The organism is Pseudomonas sp. NFACC02, from assembly GCF_900110765.1.
Taxonomy (GTDB): domain Bacteria; phylum Pseudomonadota; class Gammaproteobacteria; order Pseudomonadales; family Pseudomonadaceae; genus Aquipseudomonas.
Window position 1 is genome coordinate 78,731 of record NZ_FOEO01000003.1, and the last position, 16,517, is coordinate 95,247.

The following is a 16,517-nucleotide window of genomic DNA, read 5'->3' on the forward strand; positions in this document are numbered from 1 at the left end:
AGAAGGACTCGATATGAAAGCACTCTTCAATGCATTGGCTGCTCTGACACTCGGCGTGCTGTTGGGCAGCACATCGGCCCAGGCCGAATCGCTCAAGGTGATGACTTCCGGCGGCTTTACCGCCGCGTATAAATTGCTGGGCCCGCAATACGCCGCCGCAAGCGGCGACACGCTGGAGACGGTCCTTGGCCCGTCGATGGGCAAGGCGCCGGAGGCCATTCCCAACCGCCTGGCGCGTGGAGAGCATGCGGACGTGGTGATCATGGTGGGTTATGCGCTGGATGAGCTCATCAAGCAGGGCAAGGTCGATCCCGCTTCACGTGTCGAACTCGCGGATTCGCGCATCGGAATGGTGGTGCGGCAGGGCGCCCCCAAGCCGGCCATCACGACCGATGCCGAGCTCAAGGACGCGCTGCTCAAGGCGAAGTCCGTGGCGTACTCCGACAGCGCCAGCGGCGTTTACGTCGAGAACGAGCTGTTCAAGAAACTGGGTGTTCAGGATCAGGTCGGGCCGAAGGGGAAAATGATCGAACGCATTCCGGTGGCGTCGGTGGTTGCCAAAGGCGATTACGAACTGGGTTTTCAGCAGGTTGCAGAACTGTTGCCTGTACCGGGTGTGACCTTTGTCGGCAAGATCCCGGAGAATGTTCAGTCCGTGACGCGTTTCGCCGCGGGCATACCGCGCAATGCAGAACACCCGCAGCAAGCCAAGGCATTGCTTGACTACCTGTCGTCGGCCAACGTGCAGGCCGAGGTGCAATCCACGGGTCTGGACTCAGTGCCCCGTTGAGCAGGTGGGCATCTGCCTGACCAATTGTTCCAGCTCGATGGCCGCGGGTGTCAAGGTACGCCCGCGGCGTTTGATCAGCCCGACGTTGCGCAGCACCTCGGGCTTGATCAGCGGGATGCTCACCAGAATCGGATGCCCCTCTGCAGGCATCGCGATGGAGGGCACCGCCGCGACACCCAGTCCGGCTTCGACCAGACCGATCATGGTCGTCACATGGCGCGTTTCGCAGATGCTTGGCTTTTTGGCGGGTGATCGCAGCAGCGCCTGGTCCAGCACCATCCGGTTGCCAGAGGTCTTGTCCAGGCTGATGTAGTCGTATTCGTGCATCTCTTCCCAAGTGACCTGCTCACGCTCGGCCAGAGGATGGTCGCGTCGGCATGCGACCACGTAGCGTTCCTGCAACAGCAATTCGAAATCGACTTCCGCCGCCAACGTGCCGCTGAAACTCACCCCGAAATCCGCTTCACCCAAGGCCACGGCACTGTTGACCTCATTGGCGCTGGCGTCGAGTACACGGACCTTAATCCTGGGGTACAGCGTGTGAAAAGCGCTGATCACCTTCGGCATGAAGTAGTACGCCGCGGAGGGTACGCAGGCGATGGTCACATGCCCCATGCGCGTCGACGCAACCTCACTGATGCTCATCAGGGCGATGTCCAGATCGTCGAGCATCCGTTCGACCTGCGGCAGAAAAGCCAGCCCGACCGTGGTGAGGCTGACCCTGCGGGTGGTGCGTTCGAACAATTTGACGTTAAGCGCTGATTCAAGCTTTTCGATGCGTCGACTCAGCGCGGGCTGGGTGATCCTGATCGCGTCTGCCGCTTTGCGGAAGCTGCCGTTCTCGACCACGGCACGGAAAGCCTGAAGGTCATTGAGGTCAAAATTGATACTCATGCCGTTCGCCTCATCACCAGTCGGTTGACCATGAAACGGTGATCCGCCGAAAACAGTCGCCTGAATGTCAGCAACACCGCGCAGACCGTGCCCAGCGCCGAGCCGGCGGCGATCAGGAACATGATCATGATCTGGTAGCGCACGGCGTGTTCAGGGTTTTCTCCCGCCAGCACCTGACCGGTCATCATGCCGGGCAGGCTGACGATGCCGACCACGGTCATGTGGTTGGGTCCAGACGAGTCAACCGCCTGATTTCGAGCAACGGCTCGGACGATGAACGGGGCGAGGGCACATTCGGCGGCACGGTGGTTCCTTCTGGGCGGGCGGGCTGAAACGCCCTGCATTATTGCCCACTTTGCAAGGCCAGGCATCCGCGATGACGCATCGCTGGATCCCTGCCACACCCTGCTGAAACGTCGCGCACCTGTAGGAGACGTCGGAGGTGACGACGGCAGCGAAAGCGGTGGTTCATTCATCCGCGATATGACTGATCCACCGCGTTCGCCAAGCCGGCCTTTACCCTCAGGCTTTGGTCACACCACTGCCGCCTTGGCAATGTCCGCCGCGCTGGCCAGTTTCTCCACCGACCAGCAGGTCTCGATCACTGTGCGCACTTGAGCATCGGGCAGGATGCCCTTGGCCAGATCCGTGAATTTGGCCTCCAGTTGCTGATCGCTCATGGGGACTTCCAGGCTGCCAATCGCGTGCTCGATGAATGTGTGCAGAACACGACCGTCCTTCAAGGTGATCGTCATGTCGACCTGTTCCGGTTTGATCGCAGGATCGATGATCGCGGTAACCCGTTCGCGCAGGGCAATCACCTTGGGGTCGTTCACGGCGCGGTCGCTGTACTGCCGCTCGCCCGCCGCCCCTTCGATAAGCGCCACGGCCACCGAATGGTAGATGCTGAACTTGCCTTCCAGGCCGATTTTTGGCGTCTTCTTGCCGGTCAGCTCGATCACCAGCGGGTGCACCTTGAGGTCGACACGGCTGATCTGATCTTCAGTCAGTGCGTACCGATTGCGCAGTTGAATCGCAGCGTCCAGCGCCGGGTGGATGACAATGCCGCAGGCGAAGGGTTTATAGGTGTTGAGCGCTGACTCGTACCGCTGCCCAAGGCCCTCGGTGATCTCGCGGTAGTCCTGCTTGGTGCTGATGGTGTTCGCCCAACCGCGCTTGGCTTCGATCATGCCGTTGGAACTGGTGTAGTCCTTCGACGCCAGCAGGGCGGCGAACAAACCGTTGCTGGCGGCGCGACCGGGGTTGAAGCTTTTGTTCATGGAGCCGAACGACTCACGCAGGCCCACCGGTTGCGACGCTGCCAGACCCAACGCCCAGACCATTTGTTGTTCGGTCAGGCCGAGAATCTTTCCGGCGGCCGCGGCTGCGCCGAACACCCCGGCGGTTCCCGTGATGTGCCAGCCGACGTCATAGTGGTTCGGGTACACCGCGTTGCCGATCCGGCATTCGGTTTCGACACCGAGCACCAGCGCATTGAGGAAGTCTTTACCGGACACCGGGTGGTATTCCGATAGCGCGAGGATCGCCGAAACGACGGGACCTGCCGGGTGAATGATGGTTTTGAGGTGCGTGTCGTCAAAGTCGAAGATGTGGCTGGCGACGCCGTTAAGGAACGCCGCGTTCATGATGTCCAGGCGCTCCGGACGACCCAGCAAGCCGGCCTGCGGCGGTCCCGAAAAAGGCTTGAGCGCGGACAGTGCGCGTTCCACCGTTTCATGGTGCGAACCGCCCACGGCGACGCCGACCCAGTTCAGCAACGTGCGCGTGCCTTCTTTACGCACGTTGGCGGGAAGGTCCTCGTAACGCGCGTTGACCAGATAGTGCGCCAGGATCCGGGTGACCGGTTCTGGCGTTGACGAGGGGGCGGGTTCAACGGGTTTCATTTTTTCCCCTTGGGCCAGGACTGAAAGAGACAGGCCGGGCGTGGCCGCCGCCACCGAGGCGATAGCGCCGGCCTTGAGAAGTCCGCGTCGATTGATCGTCGTCATGATCGTGTGTGCCTTTCTTTATGATTGTTTGAATGCACGTGCCAAGAGCACGCCACGATCATGAAGCAGTGGTGCTAGCATTTGAATTGCAACAATCTCATGGATCTATGCATGCCAAACATGAATCTGGAAATGAGTGATCTGCGCGCCTTCGTGGCCGTCGCGGAGCTGGGGACGTTCAGCGCAGCGGCGCTGGACCTGCATCTGTCACAGCCAGCGCTGTCCAGGCGGATCTCCAAGCTGGAAGCCAAGATGGGCGTACGCCTGCTTGAACGGACGACCCGCCGTGTCGACCTGACTGTTTTCGGACGCGATTTTGCGCGCAAGGCGCGGGACATTCTTAACAGCCTCGATGAAACGCTGATCGGCTTGGGCGAGGTGGCGGGGCGCATGAGCGGTGAGGTCACCGTGGCCTGCGTGCCGTCTGTGGTGCGCTATTTTCTGCCTCACGTCCTGCGCGAGTTTCACCAGCGCTACCCGCGCATCGTCATTCGGGTCATGGACGACGGCGCCAGCGAGGTGCTGTCGAGCGTTGTGCGCAATGAGGCGGATTTCGGGCTGAACTACATCGGTGTGCAGGAGGCCAGCATCGACTTTCAAGCCGTCCTGAAGGAGGCATTCGTGGTGGCCTGCCGGCGCGATCATCCTCTGGCGGGCCGACACCAGGTCACATGGGCAGAGCTGGCGCAGTACGATTACATGAGTGTGGCCAAGGCCAGCGGCAACCGGTTACTGCTGGATCTGGCGCTCGCCGACAGCGCGGATCTGCCGCGATCGTTCTGCGAGGTCCGGCACGTCATGAGTGTGGTCAGCCTGGTCGAAGCCGGCGTGGGCATCGCTGCCGTTCCGCGTCTGGCCATGCCCGAGGACGGTCACCCGATACTCGTCAGTGTTCCGCTGGTCGATCCGATGGTCAGCCGCACGGTCGGCCTGATTCGGCGTCGTGGCCGGGTGTTGTCGGCGGCAGCGCAGCAGTTGTACGACATGATCGGGGAGCGGGCAGGGGCGTGATGTTCTAGGATCGGAAGGTCAGGAAACCGTTCCGCCGTTTGATGGCCGCGTCATCGCTCACTCGTACGCCCTGTGCCGATTGCATCTGATCAGCGAAGTGGTCAAGGCCTATAGTGACCAGACACTTCATGACAGAGGCAGACGGCATGAGCAACGCAAGCAAGGCAGGCACCTTTCAAATCGGCGATCGTCGCGTCAACCGCCTGGGCTACGGCGCGATGCAACTGGCCGGGCCGGGCGTGTTCGGTGCGCCCAAGGACCCCATAGCAGCCTTGGCCGTCCTGCGCGAAGCACGGGCGCTGGGCGTCAACCATATTGACACGTCCGACTTCTATGGCCCTCACATCACCAATCAGTTGATCCGCGAAGCGCTGCATCCTTACGCGGGCGACCTGGTCATCGTCACCAAAGTCGGCGCACGACGGGGTGAAGACGCTTCCTGGCATCCGGCGCAAAGCCCGGCGGAGCTGATACAGGCCGTGCATGACAATTTGCGCAATCTGGGACTGGAGGTGCTGGACGTTGTGAACCTGCGCGCCTGGGGCAACCTGCACTCGCCGGGTGAAGAATCCATCGAAGAACAGTTCACTGCGCTTGCGGAGCTGCAGCGGCAAGGGCTGATTCGGCATCTGGGCCTGAGCAACGTCACGGCGGCTCAGGTCAGACAAGCCCAGTCCATCGCCGATGTCGTGTGCGTGCAGAACCATTACAACCTGTCTCACCGTGACGACGAGCAGATGATTGCCGACCTCGGCAAACAAGGCATCGCCTACGTGCCGTTTTTCCCGCTGGGCGGCTTTACGCCGTTGCAATCGAACGTCCTGTCCAGCGTGGCCACGCGGATGGACGCTTCACCGCTCCTGGTGGCGCTGGCCTGGCTGCTGCAACGCGCGCCGAACATCCTGCTGATCCCTGGCACGTCGTCGGTGGCGCATCTGCGGGAAAACCTGACCGCCAGTGAACTGACGATCACGCCGCAGATGCTGGCGGAGCTGGATGCGGTGGCGTAGGGACGTCAGTTTGGCGTCGATTCCTCACTGAAGGCATTGACCGCTTGTATCAGGCCCTGGGCGGCCAGCTTCACCAGTTCGCCGCCTTTGTCCGGGGTCGCGAGAGCCGGGTCTGAGCCCATGCGGCCGTCGGGAAAGCGCGCACGAAAGTCGCGCGCCTCGCGGATCGGGCCGGTGGGTGCAATGCGTGGCGAGTACGTCGCCGACTTGATGGCGTCCGGATAAGCCCATTGAGTGACTGCAATTTCCGACGGTGTCGCATGCGACCCATGGCCCACCGGAAACTGCTCGTGGGCCAGTTGGCCGACGCCCTCCAGATCCCACCAATTACACAGCTTCAACGCGAATCCCGCCGGCCGTCTGGCGAAGCTGGATTCGGCGTACAGCTCGGAAAAGGCGGCTTCAATGGAGGCCACGTTGCCGCCGTGGCCATTGAGGAACAGGATCTTCTCGAACCCGTGCCCGGCCAGGGAGCGAACCCAATCGCCAATGGCGGCGATGAAGGTCGAAGGGCGCAACGAAATCGTGCCCGGAAAACCGAGGTGATGCTGCGCCATGCCGATGTTGAACGTCGGCGCGATCAGGATATCGGCGTTTTTCTGCGCTTCTTCGGCGATGATCTGCGGGCACATCCAGTCCGTGCCCAACAGCCCGGTCGGGCCATGTTGTTCATTCGAACCGATGGGCACGACGATGGTGCGGCTACGGGTCAGAAACGCTTCGATCTCGCGCCACGTCGACAGGTGTAAAAGCATGGTGGGTTCTCTCTACGATGTGGCGGAAACGAGGGCAGGCGTGCGCGGCGGAATCATGCGCTTCGACCCGGTTGATTCAAACGCAGCGGCCAGACGCAGCAGCGCCGAGTCGTCATACGCGCGACCGGCAAACGTGAGACCGACCGGCATGCCGATGTCCGACAGGACGCCCATGGGTACCGTGACCGTCGGCACGCCGAGATGGCGGATGGCGAGGTTGCCGTTGGCAACCCATACACCGTTGCTCCAGGCGATGTCGGCGGACGCGGGATTTACGTCCGAATCCGCGGGCGCGACGTCTGCGACGGTCGGGAACAGCACGGCGTCCAGTCCCTGCGCATCCATCCATTCCTCCAGGTCGATGCGCCGGGTTTTCTCAAGTCCCCGCAGGCCGTCGGCCAGGGTGTCGATTTCGTTCCACGGCGTGATGCCACGCTCGGCCATGCGCACGTACTCGTCCATCCCCGCTGCCAGATCGCCTTCGCGGTTAGGCAGGGTGCCTGGGTCGTGGGGGAAAATCTTCGGACCGTCGACATCGACCAGTCGATTGAGCTTTGGATCGCCGTTGGCTTGCAGGAAGTCATCGAACGCCCAGGCCGTCAGGTCCCACAATTCGTGGTGCAGGAATTCCTTGGAGACGATGCCGCGATTGAATACGGTCGGCGCGCCCGGGCGATCGCCTTCGCAATTGGACACCAGCGGGAAATCCAATTCGATGACTTCGGCGCCCGCTGCTTCGAGCGCCTGGCGAGCTTCTTGCCACAGCGCGATGACGGAGGGACGGGTGTTGATGCGCTGGCCGGTCGGGCCGCCGATGCCCGGCGCTTCGCTGGTGCCTGCGTCAGGATCGGCGTTGATGTACATGCGCGGGATGCCCAGGCGCTTGCCGGCCAGTGCCTCGGCATTCACCGCGAGTTCAGCGTAAGACGCCGGACGCACCGACGCGACCGTGGGGATCGGCACCCAGGGTTGCATTCGCCAGAGGTCGCCGCGTGTGTCGGGATCGTCCGCCACCACCACGTCCAGCACTTCCAGCAGGTCGGCCATGGTGCGGGCAAAGGGCACGACGACGTCCATGGTCGGTGTCAGCGGCCAGTTGCCGCGCACCGAAATCACCCCGCGTGATGGGGTGTATGCGCATAGACCGTTGTTGGAGGCCGGGCCTCGACCGCTTGACCAGGTTTCTTCAGCCAGACCGAACGCGGCGAAGCTGGCCGCCGTCGCGGTACCGGCGCCGTTCGAAGAACCTGAGGCGAAGGGTGCGGTGAGGTAATCGCCGTTGTAGGGACTTTCGGCGCGGCCATAGACCCCGCGTTGCATACCGCCGTTGGCCATGGGCGGCATGTTGGTCTTGCCCAGGCAAATCGCACCGGCAGCGCGCAGCCGTTCAATGGTGAACGCATCGCGGTAGGCAATCAGGTCGGCGAACGCAGGGCTGCCGGACGCGGCGGTGAGGCCTTTGACCAGGTAACTGTCTTTGGCGGTGTACGGGATGCCGTCGAGCGGGCCGAGTGTCTGGCCCTTCGCGCGGCGAGCGTCGGACGCTTCTGCTTCCTTGAGGGCTTCAGGGTTTCGAACCACCAACGCGTTGAGGCGGGTTGGGGTGTCCGGACCGTCATAGGCATCGATGCGCGCCAGATACGCCTGGACCAGTTCAACGGCGGTGGTTTCGCCGGACGCCAGGGCAGCGCGCAATTGGGCGATGGAGACTTCGGTGACTTCGATCATGCCGCCACCGCCGACGCCTGGGGAAGAGGGGAGTTGCGTGTCTCAAAAAGGCTTTTCATATCGCGTTCCGTCTCGCTGAACTGTCCGGCAGGGTCTGAGCGTTCGACCCGGGTGGTGTATTTAACACCAAGTGCATGGGGCGAGGCACGGGGCCAGATAGGGCCCGACGGAACAAATGACTCGCGCTGTAACATCATCTTAATATCACGTTGGTACTGTCCGCGCTTTGGTCTGGCGTGGTAGTGCAGGCATGCAGGCGGAACATTTCACATTCATGCGACCGACGTTGCCCCGGGATCATCGGTGCGCGGGCGATCTGTGCAATGAGGTGCCCGGCATTGAATCGGACAGCACCAACCATCGGGTCATGGAAATTTTCAGCGCTCACCGCGAGCGCGCGTGCCTTGCCGTACTGGAGGGCGATCGACCTATCGGGTTGATCAACCGCAATATCTTCCTGTCGCAGATGAGCAAGCCGTTTCATCGCGAGCTCTACGACAAGAAAAGCTGCATCGCTTTCATGGACAAGGAACCGCTGATCGTCGATGCCGGGATGAGCATCGAGGCGCTGACGTTCAAGACTGTCGAATACGGTGAAAAGGCGCTGGCCGACGGCTTCATCGTCACCCGCAACGGGCGTTTCGCCGGGTTGGGTAACGGTCTGGAGCTGATGGCGGTGGTCGCGGCCATGCAGGCGGAGAAAAACCGCCAGATGATGCAGAGCATCGAATACGCCAGTGTGATTCAGCGTGCCATGCTGCGGGCGTCCCGCGAGGCGCTGGGTTCGACCCTTGGCGATGCCGCGCTGCTGTGGGAGCCGCGCGATGTCGTGGGCGGCGATTTCTATCACTTTTGCGCCTACGCCGACGGCTGGTTCGGTGCCATCGCCGACTGCACGGGGCACGGCGTTCCCGGCGCGTTCATGACATTGATCGCGTCCTCATCGCTGACCCAGGCGTTGGCGCAACTGGGGCCGCGTCACCCTGCGAGCCTGTTGTCGGCGGTCAACCGCAGCGTCAAGGAGCAACTGGGGCAGGTCAACGGCCTGGATGGCACCCCCGAATCCGACGACGGTCTGGACGCTGCGTTTTTCTGGTTCGATAACGCCACGCGGATGCTCAGCTTCGCGGGCGCGCGCATGGCGCTGCATGTCTTGCATCCTGACGCTGAACAGCTTGAGACCCTTGCCGGTCAACGCATGGGCGTGGGGTACGTCGACAGCCACTTCGATTACCAATGGTCGGTGAGTCGCGTGCCGATGCAATCGGGAAGCCTGATGTTCATCGCCACCGACGGGTTGATCGATCAGATCGGCGGCCCGAAGCGTATCGCATTTGGCAAGCGCAAAGCCTTCGAGACGATTATTGCGCACCGCAGCCAGCCATCGATCGCGATCTGTGAAGCCCTGCAAGCGGCGCTTGCCGTGTGGCAGGGCGAACAGACACGCCGTGACGACTTGACCCTTTTCTGTGCCCGCATTCAGGAATGATGATGTTCACTTCACCTACCGCTCAGCAGGACTGCACGTTTTTCGATCTGGCCCAACAGAGAAACGTGATCTTCTATCACATGGGCTATTTCTCGCATCACATCATCTCGGCGATGGCGGAAGTGATGAAGCTGCAGCTGGAAATCTCCGGCGTCAGCGGGCCGACGCGACGCAAGCTGTTTTCGTCGTTCGTCGAGCTCTCGCAGAACATCATTCATTACTCCTCCGACGCCTTGAGCGCGACCGTCGCCGAAGCCGCTGCACTGCGGCAGGGCGCCGTCTGCATCAGCACCGACGGCGAGCGGCATCTGATGCTCTGCGCCAACCCCATTGCAACGGCCGACATCGCGCGACTGCGCGAGAAGCTCGAGCCGCTACGCACCATGTCGCTGGATGAAATCAAGCACGCCTACAAAGCCACGCTGCGCGCCGAAACGCCAGTAGACAGCAAAGGCGCTGGCCTGGGCTTCCTGACCATGGCCCGTGACGCCTGCGCGCCGCTGGAGTTCGGGTTTCATCCGCGCCAGGACGATCCCGAAACGACCCTGTTTTGCCTTAAAGCCACTATTTGATTGAGCGACGCTTAGCCATGGACAACTTCTACATCGAAGCAACGGCCACTTCGCCGGAAGTCGACTTTCGTTTTGACCAGCACCTTCTGTCGATGAAAGGCGAATCCTACCCGGAAAACGCTGCCGCTTTTTACGCACCGATCGTGCAGCAGCTGCGTGCATTTCTGGACGCCAAAGAAGGCGTGACGATCACGGCGAATATCGCACTGGCCTACTTCAACAGCTCCAGCACCAAGATGCTGTTCAGCATTTTCGATGCGCTGGATCAGTCGGCAGCGGCAGGTAACCGGATTGAAGTGAACTGGTACTACGAAGAAGAGGACGAGACCATCTTCGAGTTCGGCGAAGAACTGAAGGCCGACTTCACTTCGATCATCTTCAATGACCATCCAGTAACCACGTGAACAGGGTGATCACCATGGCCGCTTCTGCCGCATCGCGAGGCACCTCGCCCGACCTGGCACCAGACTTGTTCAAAAGCGAGGCCGAGGCGCTTGAGCAGGTTCGGTCGATTCTGGCGCTCCCTGACGCCCACGCGCAGGTCTACCGCACCTCCTTGGCTGATCTGGCGGCGCACTATGAGCGCCTGATGCGTGAAACCCGCCGCCTGATCGGTCGCAGCGACCGCGCCGAGCGTGAGATGAACGCGCTTAACGCCCAGCTTCAGACCCTGGCCCGTCAGCTGGAATACCGCGCGACCCACGATGCCCTCACGGGCGTGCTCAACCGCGGCGCAATCATCGACATGACCACAAGGGCGTTGTTGCACACGGGCGCGGTGATGATCGTTCTGGACATCGACCACTTCAAGCACGTGAACGATGAGTTTGGTCATCCTGCAGGCGATGCGGTTATTCGAGGCATCGTCGACTGCCTGCGGCAGATCGTGGGGGAGGGGGCCGCCATCGGCAGGGTCGGCGGCGAAGAGTTCACCGTGCTCATACCCGGCGGCGAACTCGAAGAAGGGATCAAGATGGCCGAAGCCATGCGCCAGGCCATCGCCACGCATGTTTTCGGTGACCCTGTCTACCGCAGCATCACCGCCAGCTTCGGCGTCAGCGCCAACCCCGCAGGCACCGGTTTCGACACGGCCTACGGATTGGCGGATACCGCGCTGTACCACGCCAAACGCGCAGGGCGTAATCGCGTGGAAGTGGCGGACGATCCGGTGTGATGGGGTGAAAGCCAGACCAAAGCCGTCGATTCAGCTCAGTGGCGTGATGGCATCGGGAGTCGGCTCAGTCGCAGCCGGCTTGCTGGCGAATGCTTGTCCGGTAGCACCCGCGCTCGTTTGCCATTCGATATCGCCACGCTTTCAGATCCATTTCGCATCCCACAACGGATAGTCATGTACGCGTCTGACTAAACCGGCCCGAATCGGGTTGGTGATGATGTAACGCCCTGCGGCGAGCAGATCCTCCTCCTTTCGAAGGGCCCGATCATGAAAACCTCTTTGCCAGACTTGGCCTGAACGACCCAGATGTGTGTTGATGTCTCGCGCGGCGCGTGACTTGACGGCGAGTACCAAAGAGGGAAGATCATCTTTCTCTAGCTCGATCAACCAATGAAAGTGATCCGGCATAACGACCCAGGCCAGGGAATTTGCCCTGCCATCCTGTTGCGCTATCCGGAATTGATTTACCACCAGACGGCCGGTCATCCAGTCCCGGAAGAGTGGCTGACGATTGAGGGTGACTGACGTCACCAGATAAACCTGGCCGGTCTGGGAGTAACGGCCAATGCGCAATCGCCTGGAATCAGCGGGAAGAGTCATCGCTTGCTGTCCTGTCTAAGAAGTCAACCCGAAAGGCTAGCGAGCAGAACGAGTGACCGTTTCCAAATCCTGCATCAGGATGTGTAAATGCGACCGCATTCGCTGCCCTCGTAACCTCGGACGTCTCCCACAGGGTTCGGGGTTGTTGCTGGACGTTGTGCCAGGCAGGCACGGGCATGGCCAGGATTGATATTGTTTCTCTCAACGTTTAACAGCCTTCCTGTTACCTGCCATCGCTTTGAGATAACCTCGTTAACCCCTTGCGTACGGATGTCAGGTTTGCCCGGAGCGGGTGAAACGGGGCCGGCTCGGCAAGCTGGACTTGGGCCAGGAAGGGTAAAGGGGAGAAACTCATGAAAATCGATCATTGGAAAACAGGCGGGGCGAACGTTGAGCGAGAGAAGAGAGTTCAGCGGCGGCATGAAGGGCAAGAACCTTCGCTATCTTGACGAGCATCGGCGGCAGCCTTGTCCACATACGCGGACCGGTTTTTTGTTGCTCGAACATTTTTCGCTCCCGGCGTTCACCCAGGCGCTGGACACGATCGTTACCGCCAATCTGCTGCGTCCCAAGCTGTTTTCTTCCAGAACCTTCGGTTTGCAGGAGGGCGAGGTCATCAGCGATCTGGGACTGGTCATTCGGCCCGACGCCCGCCTTGAGCTGTCCGCGCTCAAAGACCTTGATCTGCTGGTGATCTGTGGGGGTTACCGCACGGAGCTCAAAGCCGGCGAGGACCTGGTCAATCTGCTGGTCACCGCCTCCGACCTCGGCATCACCCTCGCCGGGTTATGGAACGGCGCCTGGTTTCTCGGTGCAGCGGGCCTGCTCGAAGGTTATCGCTGCGCCATTCATCCCGAGCACCGTCCTGCACTCGCCGAGATATCGAAGGTCACCCATGTGACCAGCGAGCCTTTTGTCGTTGACCGGAACCGGCTCACGGCGTCCAGTCCTTCCGGGGCTTACCATATGGCTTTGGAATGGATCAAAGGCTTGCACGACAAAGCCCTGGTCGAAGGTATCGAAGACATCCTGTCGTTCGAAGAATCACGCTATCGGCGTATCAAGCCGAGCCGACACATTTCGGTCAGTGCCCCGCTCAAAGAGGTCGTCAAGCTGATGGACGCCAACCTTGAAGAGCCACTGGAAATGGACCAACTGGCGGTGTACGCGGGACGTTCTCGCCGGCAGATTGAGCGCTTGTTCAAGGAGCAATTGGGTACCACGCCGCAGCGTTATTACCTGGAATTGCGCATCACCGAGGCACGGCGGTTGCTGCAGCACACCGAGCTTTCTCAGGTTGAAGTTCTCGTCGCCTGTGGCTTCGTCTCACCCAGCCATTTCAGCAAGTGCTACAGCGCCTATTTCGGTTATCGGCCTTCCAAGGAAGTGCGGCTGGTGAAATGAGGTCGGGGAGGGCAAGGTCAGTTTCGGGCGTCCCCATCTCGGGAACTCCATTCGCGGCCCTCGTAACCTCGGACGTCTCCTACAGCGATCACGTTGTTCCGAAGATTTGCGCCGAACACAAACCCTGTGGGAGCGAGCTTGCTCGCGAATGCGGTGGATCAGTGGCATCGATAGTCGATGACCCACCGCATCGCGGCCCTCGTAACCCCCCGGCGACTCCCACCGTGGCTGCGTCGAGGCATATGCCTGAGTCGGGCTCAGAGATGGCTGCGCAAAACATTTGAATTGCCTGCCATTGACGGACAGAATCGCCCCCGGGTCGGCCAGGGCGTCGGCGGTTCAGGGTGAGGAAGGGCGGCAGTTGAACGAAAACACATTGTCCATGCGCCTGGAGCGCGTCGCCGCGCAGGTGCCGGCCGGGGCTCGCCTGGCGGATATCGGCTCGGATCACGGTTACTTGCCGGTCGCGCTGTTGCGCCGCAGGGCAATCGAGTATGCGGTTGCGGGGGAGGTGGCGTTGACGCCGTTCCGCGCGGCCGAGCGTACCGTGCGTGAGAATGGGCTTCAGGCGCGAATGGCCGTGCGTCTGGCCAGCGGCCTCGAAGCAATCAAGCCCGGGGACGGCATCACGGCCATCAGCTTTTGCGGCATGGGCGGAGAAACGATTCGCGACATTCTTGACGACGGCAAGGCGTATCTGACGGGGCGTGAACGCCTGATCATGCAGCCCAATGGCGGCGAGCAACCGCTGCGTCAGTGGTTGATGGAAAACGATTACCGCATCCTCTTCGAAGACGTGCTGCGAGAAAATCGTTTCGACTACGAGATCATCGTCGCCGAGCGCGACGGGCCGGTGACCTACACCGCCGAAGAGCTGTATTTCGGGCCATTGCTGATGCAGTCCCACAGTCCTGCATTTCTCGCCAAATGGCAGCGCAGACTCAAACAGAAAGAGAAGACCCTCGATCAGCTCGCGCGCGCACGTCAGAAGGTGCCCGACACCCATGTTCAAACACTGACGCGAGAGGTGCGATGGATCACCGAGCTGCTGGGTTGAGCGCGTTCACATAAGAAAAGGCACCGAGGTTTTTTTGAAGAGCGCGGCGCCACTGGGGCGAATTTCCTGCGCAGAGGGTCGGTCGTGACAGTCGCGCAGCCATGGGCGATCGAAGCAGATCGCCCAGATGACCCGCCCCACTCAAGCTTGTTCGCCAGCCTCGACCACGCCCTGGTCCTCACCCAGGAATCCGCCACTCTGGTGCTGCCACAGCCGTGCATAAATGCCGTTTCTCGCAAGCAGTTCACTGTGAGTGCCCTGTTCGATAATCCGGCCGTTATCCATGACGATGAGCCGGTCCATGGCCGCAATCGTTGAAAGCCGGTGGGCGATGGCGATCACGGTTTTGCCTTCCATCATTTCATCCAGGCTTTCCTGAATGGCGACTTCGACTTCTGAGTCCAGCGCGCTGGTGGCCTCGTCCAGCAGCAGGATCGGGGCATTTTTGAGCATGACCCGGGCAATCGCGACCCGCTGGCGCTGACCGCCCGAGAGCTTGATACCGCGCTCACCCACCAGGGTGTCGTACCCCGAGTGACCTTGCTTGTCGCTGAGCTGGCGGATGAACCCGTCAGCTTGCGCGTTGGCGGCCGCGCGGTGTATCTGCGCGTCGGTCGCCTCGGGCCGGCCGTAGGCGATGTTGTCCCGAATGGAACGGTGCAGCAGAGAGGTGTCCTGAGTGACCATGCCGATGGCGCTGCGCAGGCTGTCCTGTGTGACGTGCGCGATGTTCTGCCCGTCGATGCGGATTTCTCCGCTGTCCACGTCGTAGAAGCGCAGCAGCAGGTTGATCAATGTGGATTTGCCCGCGCCGGAGCGGCCCACCAGACCGATCTTTTCCCCTGCGCGGATATTCAGGCTCAACCCGTCGAGCACTTGCCGCTCGCCATTGTAGTTGAAGCTCACGTTGTCGAAGGTCACGGCACCGCCGGAGGTCACCAGCACGCCTGCGTCCGGGGCATCCTGGACCTTGGGGCCGCGGGTCAAGGTCGCCATGCCGTCCTGGACCGTGCCGATGTTTTCGAACAGCGAAGTCATTTGCCACATGATCCAGTGCGACATGCCGTTGATGCGCAGTGCCATCGCGGTAATCGCCGCGACGGCCCCTGCGCCGACTTCGTCCTGGTGCCACAGCCACAGCGCATAGCCGCCTGCCGCCAGGATCAATCCGACCACCAGCGCCTGATTGACGATCTCGAACTGGCTCACCAGGCGCATCTGCCGGAAGCCTGTCTGCTTGAAGTCCTCCATCGCCGCACGCGCGAAGTGCGCTTCACGTTTGGAATGGGAGAACAGTTTGACGGTGGTGATGTTGGTATAGGCGTCCGAGATTCGTCCGGTCATCGACGACCGCGCGTTGGCCTGTTCCTGCCCGACTTTCCCCAGGCGCGGCACGAAGTACCACATGGCCAGCCCGAACAAGGCGACCCAGGCCATGAACGGAAGCATCAGTTTCAGCGCGAAGCCACCGGCCAGTGCGATGATCGCGATGAAATACACTCCGATCCCGGGCGCGATCTCGATGAGGGTGAACAGCACTTCACGCACGGCCAGCGCCGTCTGCATCACTTTGGTGGTCACGCGGCCGGAGAATTCATCGGAAAAGAATGAAAGACTCTGCCGCAACATCAGGCGATGAAAATCCCAGCGCAGACGCAACGGCAGGTTGATCGCCAATATCTGGTGCTGGACCATCGTGCGCAACGCCACCAGCCCGATACTGGTCAACAACACAATGCCGATGCCCCACAACACGTGACGTTCCTGATCCGTCACCCCGCCGCCGGTCTTCCAGCTCGAGAGCAAGTCCACGACCTGGCCGAGGAAAGAAAACAGCCACGCCTCGTAGATCGAGACGGCAGCGCTGAGCAGCGCGAGGGCAAGGATGTAGCCCCGCGCGCCACGCGTACAGGCCCACAGGAACCGCGCCAGTCCGTCGGGAGGCGGCGGTACTTCGTCGGGTGGGAAGGGGTCGAGCCATCGCTCAAATGCACGAAGCATGGTGGTCTCCGAAAGAATCAAAT

The 16,517-nt window shown here is 61.4% G+C and carries 15 protein-coding genes and 1 pseudogene; 9 read left to right on the top strand and 7 right to left on the bottom strand.

From position 1 onward, the window contains the following. Positions 1-13 precede the first annotated feature (13 nt). A complete protein-coding gene (locus tag BMY73_RS04125; RefSeq protein ID WP_092405217.1) occupies positions 14-790 on the top strand; it encodes a substrate-binding domain-containing protein in 777 nt (258 codons plus the stop codon). On the opposite strand, the gene BMY73_RS04130 is transcribed toward BMY73_RS04125, so the two are convergent. The 3 genes and pseudogenes from BMY73_RS04130 to BMY73_RS04140 all read right to left on the bottom strand — a co-directional run bounded on the left by BMY73_RS04130 (position 776) and on the right by BMY73_RS04140 (position 3,693). Further along, complete coding sequence (locus tag BMY73_RS04130) at positions 776-1,684, bottom strand: LysR family transcriptional regulator (RefSeq protein WP_092405219.1); 909 nt, start codon at positions 1,682-1,684, stop codon at positions 776-778. The genes BMY73_RS04125 and BMY73_RS04130 overlap by 15 nt on opposite strands. Continuing rightward, positions 1,681-1,911, bottom strand: a pseudogene (locus BMY73_RS04135) (ABC transporter permease); the annotation flags it as partial. The gene BMY73_RS04130 and the pseudogene BMY73_RS04135, both read right to left, overlap by 4 nt. Positions 1,912-2,217: 306 nt before the next feature. Further along, on the bottom strand, positions 2,218-3,693 hold the full coding sequence (locus BMY73_RS04140) for an MmgE/PrpD family protein (RefSeq protein ID WP_092405221.1): 1,476 nt from the start codon (positions 3,691-3,693) through the stop codon (positions 2,218-2,220). Between the two features lie 111 nt (positions 3,694-3,804). Between BMY73_RS04140 and BMY73_RS04145 the strand changes: the two genes are divergently transcribed. Then, entirely contained in the window at positions 3,805-4,704 is a 900-nt protein-coding gene (locus BMY73_RS04145) for a LysR family transcriptional regulator (protein ID WP_256570807.1), read from the top strand. Between the two features lie 146 nt (positions 4,705-4,850). Beyond that, complete coding sequence (locus tag BMY73_RS04150) at positions 4,851-5,714, top strand: aldo/keto reductase family oxidoreductase (protein WP_092405223.1); 864 nt, start codon at positions 4,851-4,853, stop codon at positions 5,712-5,714. A 5-nt stretch (positions 5,715-5,719) separates the two neighbouring features. Here BMY73_RS04150 and BMY73_RS04155 read toward each other — a convergent pair whose 3' ends face one another. Next, a complete protein-coding gene (locus BMY73_RS04155) occupies positions 5,720-6,469 on the bottom strand; it encodes a creatininase family protein (RefSeq protein ID WP_092405225.1) in 750 nt (249 codons plus the stop codon). 12 nt (positions 6,470-6,481) lie between these two features. Next, the gene (locus BMY73_RS04160; RefSeq protein WP_092405227.1) at positions 6,482-8,197 is read right to left on the bottom strand and encodes an amidase; all 1,716 of its coding nucleotides are present in this window, start codon (positions 8,195-8,197) and stop codon (positions 6,482-6,484) included. Between the two features lie 250 nt (positions 8,198-8,447). Here BMY73_RS04160 and BMY73_RS04165 point away from each other — a divergent pair, with 250 nt between their 5' ends. Genes BMY73_RS04165 through BMY73_RS04180 form a run of 4 tightly spaced genes read left to right on the top strand, consistent with a single transcriptional unit; the run spans position 8,448 to position 11,432 of the window. After that, positions 8,448-9,686, top strand: coding sequence for a SpoIIE family protein phosphatase (locus BMY73_RS04165; protein ID WP_092405229.1), 1,239 nt, complete (start codon positions 8,448-8,450; stop codon positions 9,684-9,686). 2 nt (positions 9,687-9,688) lie between these two features. After that, the gene (locus tag BMY73_RS04170) at positions 9,689-10,258 is read left to right on the top strand and encodes a SiaB family protein kinase (RefSeq protein WP_092405231.1); all 570 of its coding nucleotides are present in this window, start codon (positions 9,689-9,691) and stop codon (positions 10,256-10,258) included. 17 nt (positions 10,259-10,275) lie between these two features. Continuing rightward, entirely contained in the window at positions 10,276-10,662 is a 387-nt protein-coding gene (locus BMY73_RS04175; RefSeq protein ID WP_062382160.1) for a DUF1987 domain-containing protein, read from the top strand. A 14-nt stretch (positions 10,663-10,676) separates the two neighbouring features. Then, on the top strand, positions 10,677-11,432 hold the full coding sequence (locus BMY73_RS04180) for a GGDEF domain-containing protein (protein ID WP_092405471.1): 756 nt from the start codon (positions 10,677-10,679) through the stop codon (positions 11,430-11,432). A gap of 141 nt (positions 11,433-11,573) precedes the next feature. Here BMY73_RS04180 and BMY73_RS04185 read toward each other — a convergent pair whose 3' ends face one another. Further along, positions 11,574-12,032, bottom strand: coding sequence for an REP-associated tyrosine transposase (locus BMY73_RS04185; RefSeq protein WP_092405233.1), 459 nt, complete (start codon positions 12,030-12,032; stop codon positions 11,574-11,576). A gap of 420 nt (positions 12,033-12,452) precedes the next feature. Between BMY73_RS04185 and BMY73_RS04190 the strand changes: the two genes are divergently transcribed. Beyond that, a complete protein-coding gene (locus tag BMY73_RS04190; RefSeq protein WP_092405235.1) occupies positions 12,453-13,436 on the top strand; it encodes a GlxA family transcriptional regulator in 984 nt (327 codons plus the stop codon). Between the two features lie 361 nt (positions 13,437-13,797). Further along, positions 13,798-14,493, top strand: a complete 696-nt coding sequence (locus BMY73_RS04195; protein ID WP_305882042.1) for a tRNA (adenine(22)-N(1))-methyltransferase — start codon at positions 13,798-13,800, stop codon at positions 14,491-14,493. A 141-nt stretch (positions 14,494-14,634) separates the two neighbouring features. On the opposite strand, the gene BMY73_RS04200 is transcribed toward BMY73_RS04195, so the two are convergent. Beyond that, positions 14,635-16,494 (bottom strand): ABC transporter ATP-binding protein, encoded by a 1,860-nt coding sequence (locus tag BMY73_RS04200; RefSeq protein WP_062382163.1) that lies wholly within the window; start codon positions 16,492-16,494, stop codon positions 14,635-14,637. Positions 16,495-16,517: the final 23 nt, after the last annotated feature.